This window comes from Prevotella melaninogenica, from assembly GCF_003609775.1.
Lineage (GTDB): Bacteria > Bacteroidota > Bacteroidia > Bacteroidales > Bacteroidaceae > Prevotella > Prevotella melaninogenica_A.
In genome coordinates this window covers 432,612-451,365 of the sequence record NZ_AP018050.1, presented here as the reverse complement: position 1 = coordinate 451,365, position 18,754 = coordinate 432,612, and the positions used below count along the sequence as shown (strand labels likewise).

The following is an 18,754-nucleotide window of genomic DNA, read 5'->3' as shown; positions in this document are numbered from 1 at the left end:
GGGCAAGTTCTTTCTGTTTGAGGTGTCTTTACATCAATCTATCCAAACAGGTGAATTATGAGAGTTGTCGGACGGGATAAAAAAGGCTCTTCCGTTAAATGTGTGGACGCTTTTCGTATTGCTTTAACGTAAGAGCCGAGGTTGCTCATTAAACAAAAATATGGCTAAGACAGTCAATATTCTATCCTATTATCATCCTCTTTCATTGAAAACCTTTTCATTTTAAGACTTTGAAAACTTGTAGACAAGAGCTTGAAAAATTATTACATAATTTCAAAGAAAATATCTATAAATAACGCCAAAAACACATATAAGAAGTAGGTATGCAATCGACAGAGAATCAGGTAGTTAATAAGTAGTAAAATAAAAGGTGCTTAATTGGACTTCAAAAGGGCGTTAGTAAGGGTCTTAAAGGGCACCTTTTGCAAGTCAATTGGGCGTCTTTTAGAAGCCAAAAGAGCATGTGTTGGTTTTGAAACACATGAAAATAGTTTACAAATTTCAACTAATGGGGGGAATAAGTTGTTTGTAGAAGACAGGATAATAGAAAGACAAAGTAACAGATGAACAAAGTTCTTTTGGGTAACAAGTTAGCAAGTAAACGAGGAGGTGTGCTGGATTTGTGTTTTAACGTTCTGTGTCATCCATAACCTTTAGGTTTCTGTGCGTCCTATGGACTCTGTTTATCTGTGCTATCTGTGAGAAAATAAATAGCTACTCTATCACATCATTCTCTCACAGATGACACAGATGAACTGAAAGAACAGATTTCCTTTTTGCACACTGAAACGCTCAGAGACCTAAAGGTCGGAGAAATCACAGAATTATAGTGGACGAGTAAACAAGTAAACGAGGTGTGTGCTGAATTTCTGTTTTAACGTTCTGTGTTATCAATAACCTTTAGGTTTCTGTGTGTCCTATGGACTCTGTTTATCTGTGCTATCTGTGAGAAAATAAATAGCTACTCTATCACATCATTCTCTCACAGATGACACAGATGAACTGAAAGAACAGATTTCCTTTTTGCACACTGAAACGCTCAGAGACCTAAAGGTCGAGGAAAGCACAGATTTATAGTTGACGAGTTAACAAGTGGACAAGTAAACGAGTTGCTTGTAGATGGGGTAAATAAAAGACAGAGTAACAGATGAACAAGTTTTTAGTTAACAAGTAAACCAGTTGATAAGTAAACCTGTTATATGCTTTGTTTACTATCAACTGGTTTATTCTTTTTCAAATCCTCAAGAAAACAGACAATTAAGAATAATTAATGCACAAAAATATGTTGTATGCAGGAGAAAGACTATCTTTACGCTTAAATAATAATTTAACACCAATAACTTATGAAGTACTTATGTTTAGGCTCTAATGACTGATTTGGGTTAAAATATAACAGTAATATGAAGAGATTAGCATTATATTTCGCAGGTCTGGTTTGCATACTTTGTAATTGTACAGCGCAAACAGTTTCATCGTTGGTAAAAGATAATACACTACAAAATCAGAATAAGCAACTGCAACAAAACGCCAAAGGGCAGGAGGCTACACCAACTTACAGCATTATATCTGTAGAGAACACTTATAAACTACGATGGACGGGTAAGGCTTTTACAGGTGTCCACAAAGACAAAGCAAATACATGGCTTATCAAGGCAGTGGTGAAAGGCTTGGATGCCAAATGGCTCAAGCATCCTCTTTCGATTACAACAAAGGAGGTGAGCTTGCTTAAAGACAGCCTACGAAAAGAAGTAGTAACAATCATTGCCTTGGAGTCAGCAGAGGTGGGATGGAGTCTTACTACCTTCAATAAAGAGTATTTCATGATAGAAGAATGCGAGGCACCCTTGTATGCTGTTCCATATTTTATAAACGGCAGAGTCTATACCCTTTGTATTACCCCATCATTTAAAATCATAGGCGACGAGATGCGCCCCGCTATTGACCGAAAAGCTTTGCAGGAAAGAATATTGATACCACTGATGAGCGTATTTAGTAGATAAGTGAACTTTTAAGTTGACGAGTTAACGAGTTGCTTGCTAAGAAAGACAGGATAATAGAAAGACAAAGTAACAGATGAACAAAGTTCTTTTGAGTAACAAGTTAGCAAGTAAACGAGGTGTGTGCTGGATTTGTGTTTTAACGTTCTGTGTCATCCATAACCTTTAGGTTTCTGTGCGTCCTATGGACTCTGTTTATCTGTGCTATCTGTGAGAAGATAAAGAAACAGCGACTCTATCACGGCATTCTATCAAAGTATTCTCTCACAGCATTCTCTCACAGATGACACAGATGAACAGAAAGAACAGATTTCCTTTTTAGCACACTCAAACGCTCAGAGATCTAAAGGTCGAGGAAAGCACAGAATTATAGTGGACGAGTAAACAAGTAAACGAGGTGTGTGCTGGATTTGTGTTTTAACGCTCTGTGTCATCCATAACCTTTAGGTTTCTGTGCGTCCTATGGACTCTGTCTATCTGTGCTATCTGTGAGAAAATAAAGAAACAGGGACTTTATCACAGCATTCTCTCACAGATGACACAGATGAACAGAAAGGACAGATTTCCTTTTTGCACACTGAAAGGCTCAGAGACCTAAAGGTCGGAGAACTCACAGAGTTATAGTGAACGAGTTACGAGTAAACGAGTTGACAAGTTGCTTCTGCTGGATTTGTGTTTTAACGTTCTGTGTTATCAATAACCTTTAGGTTTCTGTGCGTCCTATGGACTCTGTTTATCTGTGCTATCTGTGAGAAGATAAAGAAATAGCGACTCTCTCACAGCATTTTCTCACAGTATTCTCTCACAGATGACACAGATGAACAGAAAGAACAGATTTCCTTTTTGCACACTGAAAGGCTCAGAGACCTAAAGGTCGGAGAACTCACAGATTTATAGTTGACGAGTTACGAGTTTACAAGTTGCTTGTGCTGAATTTGTGTTTTAACGTTCTGTGTTATCAATAACCTTTAGGTTTCTGTGTGTCCTATGGACTCCGTTTATCTGTGCTATCTGTGAGAGGATAAAGAAATTAATCAGCCTTCGTACTCTCCTTTTCTCCGTGTGGCGTACTCTCCCCCCCCCCCACTGTTAATTATGTGCAAATGTGTCATAAATGTTGTAATAACTGGTTTTTTGAATATTTTTTGCTAAATTTGCAACTTAATATAATATGTATGTATTGTAAGTTTGTTAAAATTATAGATGTTTCATACTATGACTTTGTATAATGGCTAAGAGTGAAAGACGCAAGAGAGCGTTTTCGTTTGTCCTTTAATAGGATAGAAAAGAGTTTTAATAACCGCATTAAATAATATCAGACTAAATATAACAAAAAGTTTATGAGTAAAAAGTTACTAATGTGTTTTGCCATGCTGTTTATGTGTATAAACGCAGCATTGGCACAAACTAAAATCTCGGGTACCGTAGTGGCTGCCGAAGATAACGAACCCGTTATCGGTGCTACCATTATGGTAGTGGGCACCAAGTCGGGTGCAGTAACCGATGTTGATGGTAAGTTTTCGCTTACCACTGACGTCGCTAACCCTCTGATTACCGTTGGTTACATCGGTATGGCGTCGCAGACACTGAAGGGAACTACCGACATGAAGGTGGTGCTAAAGTCAAGCACTCAGACGCTGAACGAGGTTGTTGTGACGGGTCTTACCCGCACCGACCGTCGTTTGTTTACGGGTGCAACGGACAAGGTTGATGCTGAGAAGGCACGCCTGAGTGGTGTGGCAGATATCAGCCGTTCGCTTGAAGGTCAGGCTGCGGGTGTGTCTGTTCAGAATGTCAGCGGAACCTTCGGTACGTCACCAAAGATTCGTATTCGTGGTGCCACCTCTATCTATGGTAGCAGTAAGCCGCTTTGGGTTGTCGATGGTGTCATCATGGAAGATGCAGCCAATGTAGGTGCAGACGACTTGGCATCGGGTAATCCAGAAACGCTTATATCTTCAGCAATTGCAGGTCTTAATGCCGATGATATCGAGAGCTTTCAGATTTTGAAGGACGGTTCGGCAACCTCTATCTATGGTGCACGTGCGATGGCAGGTGTGATTGTCGTTACTACCAAGAAAGGTAAGCAGGGACAGGCACACATCAGCTATACCGGTGAGTTCACTACTCGTCTTGTTCCCTCTTACAGCAACTTCGATATCCTCGACTCAAAGGAACAGATGGGTATTTATAGAGAGTTGGCAGATAAGGGCTGGTTGAACTTCTCTGACGTGCTTAATGGTAGCGAGTATGGTGTGTATGGTAAGATGTACGAGTTGATAAACAAGTACAATGCTAACACTGGTCAGTTTGCTTTGGAGAACACCACAGAGGCACGCAACCGCTATCTCCAGCGTGCAGAGTTCCGCAATACTAACTGGTTTAAGGAGTTGTTCTCATCTAATATTATGCAGAGTCACTCTATCAGTTTGAGCGGTGGTACACAGAAGTCAAACTACTATGCATCGTTCAGTGCATTGTTAGACCCGGGATGGTATAAGCAGAGTAACGTAAATCGTTATACCCTCAACGTAAACCTCACACAGCACTTGACAGACAAACTGTCGTTGAACCTCATTGGTGGTGCGGCTTATCGTAAGCAGCGTGCACCGGGAACACTTGGTCAGGACGTTGACGTAGTAGGTGGTGAGGTGAAGCGTGACTTCGATATCAACCCTTACTCTTACGCAAGCAACACCTCACGTGTGTTGGATCCATCAGCAACCTACGTAGCGAATTATGCACCATTCAACATCTTCAATGAGTTGAATAACAACTACATCGACCTCAATACGCTTGATGCTCGTTTCCAATTGGAATTGAAGTATAAGCCTATCAAGGGTCTTGAACTGTCACTCTTGGGTGCATTCAAATATATGACTTCTACACAGGAGCATTTTGTAAAGGACAATTCTAATCAGGCATTGGCTTATCGTGCTATGTCAAACGGAATTATCCGTGATGCCAACAAGTATCTTTATAAAGACCCAAATAACCCTTACGTATTGCCAATGACCGTGTTACCATACGGTGGTTTGTATCATAAGGGCGACAACCGCATGAGCGATTACGATATTCGTGCAACCGCTAACTATAGTCGCACCTTTGCCGAGAAGCATATTATGAACCTCTTTGGTGGTATGGAGTTGAAGAGTATTGAGCGTCAGCGCAATGCCTTTGAGGGAGCTGGTCTGCGTTATGATGCAGGTATGGTGCCATTCTATATCTATCAGTATTTCAAGCGTGCCGTAGAGTCGGGTAATACTTATTATACCATTAACCCAACTAACTCACGCAGTGTAGCTTTCTATGGTAATACAACTTACAGCTATCAGGGTCGTTACGTCTTCAATGGTACACTTCGTTATGAGGGTTCAAACCAGATGGGTCGTAACTCAAGCGCACGCTGGATGCCAACATGGAACGTGTCTGGTGCATGGAACGTGCATGAGGAGAACTGGTTTAACAAGCTCTCTCCATTGAATAAGCTTACACTCCGCGCCTCTTACAGTCTTACGGGTACACCTCCAGACGCTTCTTATAGCAACTCAACCGCTATCATCACCGCTTCAACTCCTTTCCGTCTCTTTGCAGAAGATCAGGAGCCACAGCTTGAGCTTAGCGAGTTAGCAAACTCAACCCTTACCTACGAGAAGAAGAACGAGTTGAACCTTGGTTTCGATGCTTCATTGTGGAATAATCGCTTAGGTGTTACCTTCGACTATTATACACGTAGAAACTTCGACGAAATCGGTCCGATGATTACCGCTGGTTTGGGTGGTGAGATTATCCGTGCTGCCAATGTTGCCGAGATGAATTCTAATGGTCTTGAGTTGAGTATCTCTTCTGTTAACATCAAGAAGAAGAACTTCTCTTGGACCACCAGCTTCATCTATTCATACGCAACAACCGAGATTACAAAGCTTTTCAACCAAGGAAACGTGATGAGTCTTGTAAGCGGTAATGGTTTTGCAAAGAAGGGTTATCCTGCTCGTGCCTTGTTCTCAATCCCATTCGTAGGCTTGAACAGCGAGGGTATGCCAATGGTTCTCAATGAGAAGGGACAGGTGACAACCGATGATATCAACTTCCAAGAGCGTACAAAGACCGACTTCTTGAAGTATGAAGGCCCTACCGATCCAACCCATACGGGTTCTGTGGGCAATATGTTTAGCTATCATGGTTTCCGTCTGAATGTATTCTTCACTTATGCCTTCGGCAACGTAGTACGCCTTGATCCTAAGTTCCGTGCACGTTATAACGACCTCGTTTCAATGACTAACGCATTCAAGAACCGTTGGATGGCAGCAGGTGAGGAGAAAGAAACCAATGTTCCCGGTATTCTTTCTAAGAGCCAGTACATGGCAAACACCAATGTTCGCTTGGGCTACAACGCCTATAACTACAGCGATACACGTATAGCAAAGGGCGACTTCATCCGTCTCAAAGAGATTTCTTTGGGCTATGACTTCCCTGCACAGATGTTCCAGAAAAGCATGATTAAGAATGCGTCGTTGAAGCTTCAGGCTACCAACCTCTTCCTTCTCTATGCTGACAAGCGACTCAATGGTCAGGACCCAGAGTTCTATAACGTGGGTGGTGTTGCATCGCCAATGCCAAAACAATTTACGCTAACAGTAAAACTCGGACTTTAAAACATACGAAGATGAAAGTCAAAAAATATATTATATACTTGCCAGTGGCTGCGATTTCGCTTGCACTTACTTCGTGTAACGATTTCCTTAACAAGTATCCGGACAGCCGCATGGACCTCAAGAACCCTACGGAGGTGAGCCAGTTGTTGGTAAGCGCTTATCCACAAGCACACCCAGCTTACCTCACTGAAATGTATTCGGACAATACTGACGAGCAACTCCATAGTACATGGAGTGCCTTCGACAGATTCCAAGAGCAGGCTTATCAGTGGAAAGATATTGACGACGTAAGCAATACGGAAACCCCTTATCAGCTTTGGTCAGCGCATTATGCGGCTATCTCAGCTTGTAATGAGGCGATTGCTTACATGAATACTGTTTCTAACCCAGAGGAGTATGAAGAGCAGTTGGGCGAGGCTTTGCTCTGCAGAGCGTTCTCAATGTTCCAGTTGTCAACGGTCTTCTGTCAGGCTTACGACAAGACTACGGCTGCCAAAGAGTTGGGGTTGCCTTATCCAACAGAGCCAGAGAAGGTTGTTGGTCGATTGATGGAGCGTGGCACATTGGCTGAGCTTTATCAGAAGATTGAGGCAGATATGCTGAAGGGTATTGCCCTTGTCGGTACAAAGTATGCAAAACCAAAGTTCCACTTCACCAAGCAGGCAGCTTACGCTTTCGCAACGCGCTTCTATCTCTATGCACAGAAGTATGACAAGGCTGTGAAGTATGCTAACATGGTATTGGGCGATCAGCCAGCAGACATCCTCCGCAACTGGGCAGAATGGAACCGCTTGGGTCCAAGTGGTAATGTACAGCCAAATGCCTTTGTGAATGCAAGCAACACGGCAAACATCATGTTGTTGCCAGTTCCTTCACAGTGGGGTGTTATCAGTATTCCTATTCAGGCAGGTAGCAAGTATGCGCATGGCGAATTGATTAGCAAGAACGAAACCTTGCAGGCTCCGGGTCCATGGGGTGACAGCGGTTCAACGCTTAACTATACCGTCCTTTATAATAATGGTGTATCAAAGTACTGCTTGCGCAAACTCCCTTACGTACCTAAGGTGATTGATGCAACAGCAGAGATTGGTATTCCTTACGGTGAGTATGCTGTGTTCAGCACAGACATCACACTGCTTGAGCGTGCTGAGGCTTACGCCCTCTTAGGTCAGTATGACAAGGCATTGAAAGACATCAACACCGAGTTGACCGTCTTCTCTAAGAACAGAAAGCAACTCACAATGACAGACATTCAGGACTTCTATGGTTCGATGGCTTACTACACATCAACAAAGCCAACACCAAAGAAGAAGCTGAATCCATTGTTTGCAGTTGAGGCTACTACGCAGGAACCTCTCTTGCAGTGTCTCTTACAGTTAAAGCGATTGGTAACCATCCATGAAGGTTTCCGTTTGCAGGATGTTAAACGTTATGGTATCACAATGTATCGTAGAAAGGTTGATGTGCAGTCGGCTGTTACTGCCGTAACTGACTCTATGAAGGTTGGCGACCCACGCTTAGCTATTCAGTTGCCACAGGACGTAATATCAGCCGGGGTGACACCTAATCCACGTAATAATTAAAACGAGACGTTATGAAAAAGTATTTATATTTGGTTGCAATCGCTATCGTCAGCTGTGGCGCAATCTTGTCTTCATGTAGTGATGACAAGATAAGCGGTGACTCTATATTCTCTACAAAGGCTGTGGAGCGCAATGCCTTCGACCAGTGGTTGTATAAGAACTACACCATGCCTTATAATATAGAGTTCCAGTATCGTCTGAAGACAGAGGAGACCGAGCAGGCTTACAACTTCGTTCCTGCCGACTCTGCAAAGACGGTTAAGCTTGCTATCCTCACAAAGTATATGTGGTTTGATGCTTATGCAGAGACCGTCGGACTTGACTTCATCAAGGAGAATGCCCCACGTATCATCTTAGTGACAGGTACTCCGGGTTACACACGTTATCGTACGGAGGTAATCGGTAGTGCTGAGGGTGGCTATAAGGTAAGATTAGGTAAGGTAAATGCCCTTACCGATGACCAGCTGAAGGACTATGGCAGTATGAATAACTACTACTTCCACACGATGCACCATGAGTTCATGCACATTCTTAATCAGAAGAAACCTTACGATGAGTCGTATGATAATATCTCACGCTCTGACTACGTAAGTGGTAACTGGACTTCTACTCCAGACAAGAAGGCACAGAGCATGGGTTTCGTTTCGGCTTACTCTATGGAGAATCCTGCTGAGGACTTTGCTGAGGCTTATTCTATCTATGTGACCAGTACGCCAGAGGATTGGAACACAATCATGAAGAATGCAGGCAGCAAGGGCGGTAGCATTATCAACAGAAAGCTCAAGATGATTCGCGAATATATGCGTAACTCTTGGAATGTTGATATCGAAGTGTTGCGCACTGCAATCCTCAGAAGAGGTGGAAAGATTGGTACACTCGATTTGAACACGCTCAACTAACAGAGCCGTGAGTGTGCATATTATCAATAAATAAAATAAACAAGGGCTTTTGACTTAGGCTGAGCATTACTCACGTACTAAGCTCAGAACCTTATAAAAGTAAATAAGTACGCAAATGAAAAAGGTATATTTGCTATTCATGTCTATCGTACTGACACTTTCTTTGCAATCGTGTCTGCATGACGATAAGACCACTTTCGACCTCCCTGCGGCTGAACGAATAGAGAAGAAGGTTGCTGACTATAAGGCACTTTTAGAGTCGTCAGAGGATGGTTGGGTAATGCAGTATTATACGGGAAAGAACTATAGCTACGGTGGTTACACACTGTTGTTGAAGTTCAAGAACGGTCATGTTACCGCTATGGGCGACGTGAAGGATGTTGAGGCAAAGGCTACTTCGGGCTACGATGTAGTGAAAGACTTGGGTCCTACCTTGTCGTTCAATGAGTATAACGCCGTGATTCACCCATTGGCTGAGACTTGGTTGGGTAGTCCTGACGGTGCGCAGGGCGACTATGAGTTCTCTATCCTCCGTGCTACTAACGATAGTATCTTCTTGAAAGGACGTAAGTGGCAGAATGAGATGGTGCTCACTCGTCTGCCAAAGGGTACTAACTGGGAAGAGTATATGCTCGGCCTTGTGACGGTAATGGAAGGTATGAATGTTGAGACCTACGACTTCGTCTTGGGTAATGACACCTTAGGACAGGGAACACTCACACAAGAGGTGAGACGCCTTACTGTTACCTTGGACGATAAGAAGTGGGAGATGCCTTATTGTACAACCAATACCGGTATTGTACTCCGTGAGCCTATCGTCATCGGTAACAAGCAGTATCAGCACTTCACATGGAATGATGCTGATCACTCGTTGACAGAAGGCGACCTTAAAATCATTCAGTTCTTGCCAAAGACTCATAAGAGTATCGACTTCTGGGTTGGCGAATGGCAGTTGAAGACGAACTTGCGTAAGCGCATCAAGCTTACCTTGGAGATGGGTTCTGTTGCCAACACACTGAAGGGTAAGTTGAATATTAATAATGTCAACTATGAGTTGCTCCTGACTTACGACCCAGCAACGGGACGTCTGGAACTCCCAGGACAGCCAGTGACCGACCCAACCTATAAGTATCCAGCAGGTATCTTGTTGATTCCAGCATCTCAGAAGGAGGGTAAACTCTTCGGTGAAGGTCAGGGTAGCTTGTTCTTCACATGGGATGATGACATGGAGCAAGCTACAGCTGAAGACAGTGGACAGATTACAGGTCACACCGTTGACTCCTTCTTCGGTGTAGCATACGGCGAAGACTTGCAGCCTGTTACCGATGCTGATGGCAACTACGTATTTGCCTTCACATTGCCGAATATCCAGTACATGAAGAAAATTAATTAATTATGAAGAAGTATATTTCAATATTCATGCTCGTTGCAGCTGCCGTTCTTGGAACGGCATGCAGCAGCAACGATAACGAACTGCCTGAATACGCTGCGGGATTGAACGTCGTAAAGGCGCAGACAGCGTTTAACGTAGTCGGTGGTACCAACGAGGTGAAGATGGCTTCTGAACCTGCTCAGGCTTATGCGCAGGACGCGTGGCTGACGGTTACGAAGAAGGCTGAGACACTTATGTTGACTGCTGCTACTAATACCAGCCCACAGTCACGTAACACGCTCCTCGTTATCAAAAACCAACAGGGCGACTCTATCACCCTTAACGTTCAGCAGGAGGGTATCACCTTCGGTTTGCCTGCTGGTGAGGACATCTTCACCGACGATAAGGCTGTACAGAAGACGCTGATTGCTACCGCTAACGTTCCTGTTACCTATGTCACTACGGGCGACTGGATTACCGTTGAGCAGAACGGCAACGAAGTTGGCGTAAAGGTGGCTGAGAACACAACGGGTAAGGCACGTGTTGGTTGGGTTATCGCTAAGGCGGTGGGCTTGGTTGACTCACTGAAGGTGGTTCAGGCTTCATTGGCTGACTTCGTTGGCGAATACAAGCAGACAGCAAAGATGCGTAACGCTGATCGTACATTGTCTGAGAGAACCTCTGATGTCCGCATCGAGGCTGCAGCTGGTACTAACAAGGCTAACTTCATCGTTGACAACAAGTACACATGGTCAGTAGACTTTATCCCCGGTAAGGGCTTCAAGATGACCAACGGTAAGGTGGTTGCGAAGAACGAGGTGCAGACAGGTGTTTACGAATACCTTATCTCTGTAGTCGTTGCCGACGACTTCAGTAAGGAGCACGAGACGGCTATCAATGGTACGCAGGAGAGCATTATGCTGGCGATTGATGATGCTGGCAACCTTGTCTTCCAAGAAGCACAGAAGCTTGCCTCTGAGCAAACCTTCTCTTCTTACGGCTGGAACCGCTTCTCTGACTCTAAACCAGTCATGGGTGCCTACCGTGGTATCGGTGAGGTCTACGTACAGCCAAGAATTACACGCAAGTAGTTTTTTAAGTAGACAGGTTAACGAGTAGACAAGTTAACGAGTTGCTTGTAGACAAAGTAAATAAAAGACAAAGTAACAGATGAACATATTTTAGTTGATAAGTTAACTAACAAGCTGACGAGTGAACAAGTTTTTAACTTGTTCACTCGTTTTTTTTACCTTACTCAGCTAATAACCATTTCTTCTCACAATTACCTTATCAACTTGTTAACCTTGTTACTCTGTCTTCTTTACAAGCAACTTGTTCACTTGTCTACTCGTCAACTTGTACCGTGTTGTTGCTTCGTACGTCTTGTGTTGTTGGTAAGCACGTCTTGTGTTGTTGGTAAGCACTGATTGTGCTGAGTAGTTAACATCATTCTTTCCTTTATAAAATAATGTGTTACCTCTTTAAAAGATTGATAGTATAAGAGGGTGTGCTATCTAAGGCTTATCAGATAGCAGTATTGTAAGATTAGCTGTGTTCTTATCTAATAGTAGCCATTTTAAGATTAAAATCTTGCAAATTCTTTCCAATATTTGCAAGATTGGAAAGAATTTGAAGCTTATTATTTTGTCTTTATATTGAAAGACTCATTTGTACGACACTATATTTGTAAGACTATTCAAGACTTAATATGGCCACAGCATTGCTATCAGAAGGGTCTGTAGCGTAGTGTATAGTTAACGAAGAAACAAATTGTTTGAGCAGAAAAGCTTATTCAACTGTCTTTGTTAGGTTATAACTAAAATATAAGTAATATGTATAATATCCGCCCAGTATGCACTGAATAAAGTAAGCTGACAAGACAAGGACCTTATTATTCTGGTTCTTCCGTTAAATGCGTGGATGCTTTTCGTATAGCTTTAACGGTAAAACCGAGGTTATTCATTAAATAAAAATATTGTCAAGACTGTCAATAGTCTATTCTATTATTACCCTCTAACGTCATCATTTTTTTTCATTTTAATACTTCAAAAATGTAGATAAAACCCCGAAAAATCATTACATAAATTCGAATAAAATATCTATAAATGAAGGCAAAAACACGTGTAAAAAGCAAGTTTACAACTAACAGAAAATCAATTAGTTATAAAGTCGTGCAAGAAAAGGTGCTTAATTGGACTTCAAAAGGGCGTTAGTAACACTCCCAAAGGGCCTCTTTTGCAAGTCAATTAGGCGTCTTTTAGAAGCCAAAAGAGCATGTGTTGGTTTTGAGTTGCGTGAAAATAGTTTACAAGTGTCGATTAATAAGGGAATAAGCAGTTTGTAGAAGACAGAAAGACATGCTAATGGATAGACATTTTTATTTGCCTTTTCTACATTATATCTTGTAGTTTATCCCTTTTATATACCTAATGGGATATATTTATCCATTTAACGGAAGAACCTAAATAATTTGATAACGGCAGTGATTATCTTTAAGGTTTTAGCGCAATCTTTTGCTATTTAGGCTTTTTGTCTCGTGTTTTTATGTTATCTTTGTACCTCATCTATAAAACAAATGAATATAATATACATAATAATTTTCTTTACTGCGGTAGTCATTCTTTACCTTGTTCGCTTAATCATACGTTATAACTATGCAAAGCTTAAGGGTAAACATGGTGAAAGACAAGTAGCAAAAAGACTGATGCGCTTACCAGATGGATATACAATATTCAATGATGTATATATTTTGGAAAATGGTAAGAGTTCACAGATAGATCATGTTGTTTTATCTCTACATGGTATTTTTGTTATTGAAACAAAGAATTACAGAGGTTGGATTTATGGTAATGAAAAAGATCAATACTGGATTAAAAACATGTATGGAACAAAGTATCAGTTCTATAATCCTTTATTACAAAACTATAGTCATGTCAAAGGCTTACAATCTTTATTTGGCTTTCCTTCGCAATATTTCATTCCAATAGTTGTGTTTACAAATGCAGCCAAGATAAAGGGTAATTATCCTAATCATAATGTTATTAATGTAAGTGAACTTATTAGTACGATTGAAGCCTATCAGAATGTTGTATTTACAGAAGACGTTTTGGCAACAGCAATTAACAAACTCACCTATTCAAGTTTTGAAACAAGTGAGACATCGTCACTTCATAAAGCTCAGGTAACGGCTAACATGACATCATGGAAAAAGGCTATTCAGAGAGGGCAGTGTCCTCGTTGTGGTGGTTCTCTTGTTTACAGAGTGGGTAGATATGGTAAATTCTGGGGTTGTAGTAATTATCCAAAATGTCACTACACATTGAAAAAATGAAAAGTTGCATAGCATTTGTTTTACTACCCAACAAGCGGATAAGCGTTCTTTGATCCCAATGAGTTTTAGGATTCTTACCAGCTAATACACAATCTGTTTCTCTGTAACATCATTGAAAAAAGAAAAGGTTAAATATTAACCTGTTACTTTGTCTATTTCTTCTCCTTCTTCTTCTGTTCCTTTTTACATTTTGTCTTCTGTTCATTATGTCATTCTGTCTTTTCATTAAGCATATAACGGCACTCGTCCTTCTGTCTTTATTTGCCAATATGAATTATTTTCGTTATCTTTGCCTACAAAACAAACGAAAGAATTAATGGCAACAGTAGACGACAAGAAGATTATCTTCTCAATGGTGGGTGTATCGAAGATTATCCCACAGAACCAGAAACAGATTCTGAAGAACATTTACCTCTCGTTCTTCTATGGTGCAAAGATAGGTATTATTGGTCTCAACGGCGCAGGTAAGTCTACGCTGATGAAGATTATCGCTGGTCTTGTGGAACCAACACAGGGCGAAGTGGTATGGAGTCCGGGCTACTCTGTGGGTTATCTCCCACAGGATCCACCACTCGATGAGGCGAAGACCGTGAAGGAGAATGTTATGGAGGGTGTGCAGCATATCTATGATGCACTGAAGGAATATGACGATATCAACGTAAAGTTCGGCTTAGAGGAGTATTACTCTGATGCTGACAAGATGGATAAGTTGATGCAGCGTCAGGCTGAGTTGCAGGATATCATTGATGCAACAGACGCTTGGAACATTGATTCACGCTTGGAGCGTGCGATGGATGCATTGCGTTGTCCTAAGGGTGATTTGCCAGTGACCAACCTCTCTGGAGGTGAGCGTCGTCGTGTTGCACTCTGCCGTCTGCTCCTTCAGAAGCCAGACGTATTGTTGCTCGATGAGCCTACCAACCACCTTGACGCTGAGAGTATCGACTGGTTGGAGCAGCACTTGCAGCAGTATGAGGGTACGGTCATCGCTGTTACCCACGACCGTTACTTCTTGGACGATGTGAGCGAGTGGATTCTTGAACTCGACCGTGGTGAGGGTATTCCATGGAAGGGCAACTACTCTTCATGGCTCGATCAGAAGACAAAGCGCATGGAGCAGGAAGAGAAGTCGGCTTCTAAGCGTCGCAAGACATTGGAGCGTGAGTTGGAGTGGGTACGTATGGCACCGAAGGCTCGTCAGGCAAAGGGTAAGGCTCGTCTGAACTCTTACGAGCAGATGCTCAACGAGGAGCAGAAGCAGCGTGAGGAGAAGCTCGAAATCTTTATTCCTAACGGTCCACGTTTGGGTAATAAGGTTATCGAAGCGCAGCACGTAAAGAAGGCTTTCGGCGAGAAGGTACTCTTCAACGACCTCAACTTCATGTTGCCTCCTAACGGCATCGTAGGTGTTATCGGTCCTAACGGAGCAGGTAAGACAACGCTCTTCCGCCTTATCATGGGCTTGGAGCAGGCAGATGGCGGTACGTTCGAGGTGGGTGAGACCGTTAAGCTCGCTTACGTTGACCAGCAGCATAAGGATATCGACCCTAATAAGACAGTATATGATGTAGTGTCACAGGGCAACGAGACGATTCGTATGGGTGGACGTGACATCAACTCACGTGCTTATCTCTCACGTTTCAACTTCTCAGGTACCGACCAGAGTAAGCTCTGTTCAGTACTCTCTGGTGGTGAGCGTAACCGTCTTCAGTTGGCTATGGCATTAAAGCAGGAAGGCAACGTCCTCCTCCTCGATGAGCCTACCAACGATATCGACGTAAACACACTCCGTGCATTGGAGGAAGGTCTTGAGGCATTCGCAGGTTGTGCGGTTGTCATCAGCCACGACCGTTGGTTCCTCGATCGTATCTGTACCCACATCCTCGCCTTTGAGGGTAATGGTGAAGTTGTCTACTTCGAAGGTGGCTTCTCTGATTACGAAATCAATAAGGCACGCCGTCTTGGCAATGAGGAGATTAAGAAGGGTAGATATAGAAAGTTGATGGAGGAGTAAAGGACAAACAACCAACAGCCTACCAACTGGCCCCACCCCCAACCCCTCCCCCATAGGGAGGGGCGTGAAATGCGAGATAACCCTAAATTCTCTCCAAACTATTGGTCATTGACAGAAAGGATATTATGGAGAGGGGAGGGATTAGCGGGCTACCCCTATAAAGAAATTAAAAGACAGAGTAGCATGTTTATTTGTTACTCTGTCTTTTTGTTTCCTCTCATTTGTCCTTTTTGTCTTTTATCTCTATTCTGCTTTTAGTCTTCCTCATCAGCTAAGAATCTGTGCATTCTCCGACCTTTAGGTCTCTATTGCATCTGTTGTTTCTGTTCTTCTGTGCTATCTGTGAGAAAATAAAGAAACAGCCACTCTATCATAGCATTCTCTCACAGATGACACAGATGAACAGAAAGAACAGATTTCCTTTTTGCACACTGAAAGGCTCAGAGACCTAAAGGTCGAGGAAAGCACAGATTTATAGTGAACGAGTGGATGAGTTGCTTGTGCTGGATTTGTGTTTTAATGTTCTGTGTTATCAATAACCTTTAGGTTTCTGTGCGTCCTATGGACTCTGTTTATCTGTGCTATCTGTGAGAAAATAAAGAAACAGCTACTCTATCAAAGCATTCTCTCACAGATGACACAGATGAACAGAAAGAACAGATTTCCTTTTTGCACACTGAAAGGCTCAGAGACCTAAAGGTCGGGGAACTCACAGATTTATAGTGGACGAGTTACGAGTGAGCGAGTGGATGAGTCGCTTGTGTTGGATTTTTGTTTTAACGCTCTGTGTCATCCATAACCTTTAGGTTTCTGTGCGTCCTATGGACTCTGTTTATCTGTGCCATCTGTGAGAGAATTTATTCACCTAACATTACGAAATATAATTACAAAATATTCGAAGAAAAGGCGAAGAAAAGGGCTAAAAAAGAGTATTTTGAACATCCTCATAAATCTTTTATTATCAGATGGTTGCAGAAGTGGTTTTCAAAAGGTGCTTAGTTGAACTTCAAAAGGGCGTTAGTAAGAGCCTTAAAGGGCATCTTTTGCAAGCCAAAAGGGCGTTAATTGAAAGCTAAAAGAGCATCTATTGAAAAAGGAAATGAGAAAAATTATGACAAAAGAAACCTCACCCCCCAACCCCCTCTCCGAAGGGAGAGGGGGAGTGCAGCGCACCGTTTGCTTTAAAATGACTAAACAGCTTTTCCAACCATAGGGGTATCACGCTAATCACGCCCCTCCCTATGGGGGAGGGGACGGGGGAGGGGCTGTTTGCCTTCGTTACATTCTACGCCCCTCCCCTTTTGGGGAGGGGTTGGGGGTGGGCTGGTTGCCTTCATTACATTTCACGCCCTCCCCTTTCGGGGAGGGATGGGGTGGGGCTGCTTGTTTTTACTTACTTTTCTTATTCAGCAGTACATACCCACCTATTCCACCTAAGATGGAGGCGAGGAAGATACCCAACTTTGCTTGTGTCATTAATAGCTCATCGGTGAAAGCGAGGGTAGAGATGAACATCGACATTGTGAAGCCGATGGAGGCAAGCATACCTAAGCCCAGCAGTGTGCGAGGAGTGATGGCACTTGGAAGTGTTGCCCAACGCATTTTTACCATTAAAAAGATTGCACTGACAATGCCAATTGGTTTTCCTAAGAACAAGCCGAGTGTCACACCGAGTGCTACGTGGGTAGAGAAGATGTCAGATAGACTTAAATCCGTGAAACTGATACCTGCATTGGCAATCGCAAAGATAGGCATAATTAAGAAGGTAACGATAGGTGCCATCTTATGTTCAAGCTGTTGCAACAAGGGGATTGCAATAGTAGTGTCATGCTGTATATGTGTCAGCACGTCAACCTGCCCCTCTTCCAAGGTTCTAACCTCGTTTGCTTCCTCTTTCTCAAAACGTCTTGTCAGTCTCTTAATACGCTTGAGATAGACTGACTCGTTAATCTTTGCATCGGCTGGAATCATGAAGGCGGCGAGTACGGCTGCGATTGTTGCGTGGATTCCTGATAGCAAGAAGGTTACCCATACACCACCGATACCAAGTACGGCATAGAAGAATAGGCTCTTGATACCGAGTCTGTTGCCTATAAACATCACGGCAAGGAAGGCGAAGCCAAAGAGCAAACTCACGATAGAGAGTTCGGAGGTATAGAAGAAGGCGATAACGAGAACGGCCCCAAGGTCGTCTACTATGGCAAGTGTTGTCAGGAAAAGCTTTGCCGAGGCAGGTACTTTATCTCCTAAGAGATAGATCACTCCTAAGGCAAAGGCGATGTCTGTTGCCATTGGTATACCCCATCCCTTTGCTTCTGCCGTTCCTATATTAAGACTTAGAAATATCACGGCAGGTACGATCATACCGCCTATTGCTGCACCTATGGGCAGAATTGTGTTTCTGATGTCAGCGAGTTCGCCACCGATGAATTCCCTTTTTAGTTCTAAGCCTACTACAAAGAAGAACATCGCCATCAGTCCATCGTTAATCCAGTGGTGTAAACTATAATTCAGATAAGGCTCTCCGTTGATGATAAAGCCTACCTCCTGCTCAAAGAAATGATAGTAGCTTGTTGCTAAGTTGGTGTTTGCCAACACCATTGCCAAGGCTACACTGAAAAGCAGAACGATACCTCCCGACTTCTCCCTACCCATAAACAGCTTTATCGGTAGTATCAAATATTGATTCAGTTTCTCTTCAACTCGTTGTCTCATAATTTTCTTGTTATCTTGTTTTACAATATATATAAAAGGTGAGGAACGCTATAAGCCTTGTATAATAAAAGCATATAAAGCCTATGTTCTAAACACTCTTCGATTTAAACGGAATACCCTCGTAAGCCAATATACTTGCGAGGGGGATTCAGTCTTATCCTTTTTTATCTTCCAGCTTTCATCCTTTA

General features: G+C 42.7%; 9 protein-coding genes. 8 read left to right on the top strand and 1 reads right to left on the bottom strand.

Annotated features, from left to right (window positions below; all coding sequences use genetic code 11):
- Nucleotides 1-1,400: 1,400 nt before the first annotated feature.
- The 8 genes from PMEL_RS08565 (at nt 1,401) to ettA (ending at nt 15,851) form a co-directional block, all read left to right on the top strand.
- On the top strand, nt 1,401-2,000 hold the full coding sequence (locus PMEL_RS08565; protein WP_120174934.1) for a hypothetical protein: 600 nt from the start codon (nt 1,401-1,403) through the stop codon (nt 1,998-2,000).
- A 1,337-nt stretch (nt 2,001-3,337) separates the two neighbouring features.
- Nucleotides 3,338-6,652, top strand: coding sequence for a SusC/RagA family TonB-linked outer membrane protein (locus PMEL_RS08560; protein ID WP_120174933.1), 3,315 nt, complete (start codon nt 3,338-3,340; stop codon nt 6,650-6,652).
- Between the two features lie 11 nt (nt 6,653-6,663).
- Nucleotides 6,664-8,235 carry a RagB/SusD family nutrient uptake outer membrane protein gene (locus tag PMEL_RS08555; RefSeq protein WP_120174932.1) on the top strand — a complete coding sequence of 524 codons (1,572 nt, stop codon included), beginning with the start codon at nt 6,664-6,666 and terminating at the stop codon, nt 8,233-8,235.
- An 11-nt stretch (nt 8,236-8,246) separates the two neighbouring features.
- A complete protein-coding gene (locus PMEL_RS08550; RefSeq protein ID WP_120174931.1) occupies nt 8,247-9,134 on the top strand; it encodes a putative zinc-binding metallopeptidase in 888 nt (295 codons plus the stop codon).
- Between the two features lie 115 nt (nt 9,135-9,249).
- The gene (locus PMEL_RS08545; protein WP_120174930.1) at nt 9,250-10,527 is read left to right on the top strand and encodes a DUF4302 domain-containing protein; all 1,278 of its coding nucleotides are present in this window, start codon (nt 9,250-9,252) and stop codon (nt 10,525-10,527) included.
- Between the two features lie 2 nt (nt 10,528-10,529).
- Nucleotides 10,530-11,597: a BACON domain-containing protein gene (locus PMEL_RS08540; RefSeq protein WP_120174929.1), complete on the top strand. Its 1,068-nt coding sequence runs from the start codon at nt 10,530-10,532 to the stop codon at nt 11,595-11,597.
- A gap of 1,484 nt (nt 11,598-13,081) precedes the next feature.
- On the top strand, nt 13,082-13,837 hold the full coding sequence (locus PMEL_RS08535) for a nuclease-related domain-containing protein (protein ID WP_120174928.1): 756 nt from the start codon (nt 13,082-13,084) through the stop codon (nt 13,835-13,837).
- Between the two features lie 316 nt (nt 13,838-14,153).
- Nucleotides 14,154-15,851: an energy-dependent translational throttle protein EttA gene (gene ettA, locus PMEL_RS08530; RefSeq protein ID WP_013265323.1), complete on the top strand. Its 1,698-nt coding sequence runs from the start codon at nt 14,154-14,156 to the stop codon at nt 15,849-15,851.
- 1,389 nt (nt 15,852-17,240) lie between these two features.
- Here the strand turns inward: ettA and nhaA are convergent.
- Nucleotides 17,241-18,566 carry a Na+/H+ antiporter NhaA gene (gene nhaA, locus PMEL_RS08525; RefSeq protein ID WP_120174927.1) on the bottom strand — a complete coding sequence of 442 codons (1,326 nt, stop codon included), beginning with the start codon at nt 18,564-18,566 and terminating at the stop codon, nt 17,241-17,243.
- Nucleotides 18,567-18,754: the final 188 nt, after the last annotated feature.

Bases quoted from the DNA above. Each gene is read 5' to 3' on its own strand.
- PMEL_RS08565 (WP_120174934.1), top strand. From the start codon at position 1,401: ATGAAGAGATTAGCATTATATTTCGCAGGTCTGGTTTGCATACTTTGT.
- PMEL_RS08560 (WP_120174933.1), top strand. From the start codon at position 3,338: ATGAGTAAAAAGTTACTAATGTGTTTTGCCATGCTGTTTATGTGTATA.
- PMEL_RS08555 (WP_120174932.1), top strand. From the start codon at position 6,664: ATGAAAGTCAAAAAATATATTATATACTTGCCAGTGGCTGCGATTTCG.
- PMEL_RS08550 (WP_120174931.1), top strand. From the start codon at position 8,247: ATGAAAAAGTATTTATATTTGGTTGCAATCGCTATCGTCAGCTGTGGC.
- PMEL_RS08545 (WP_120174930.1), top strand. From the start codon at position 9,250: ATGAAAAAGGTATATTTGCTATTCATGTCTATCGTACTGACACTTTCT.
- PMEL_RS08540 (WP_120174929.1), top strand. From the start codon at position 10,530: ATGAAGAAGTATATTTCAATATTCATGCTCGTTGCAGCTGCCGTTCTT.
- PMEL_RS08535 (WP_120174928.1), top strand. From the start codon at position 13,082: ATGAATATAATATACATAATAATTTTCTTTACTGCGGTAGTCATTCTT.
- ettA (WP_013265323.1), top strand. From the start codon at position 14,154: ATGGCAACAGTAGACGACAAGAAGATTATCTTCTCAATGGTGGGTGTA.
- nhaA (WP_120174927.1), bottom strand. From the start codon at position 18,566: ATGAGACAACGAGTTGAAGAGAAACTGAATCAATATTTGATACTACCG.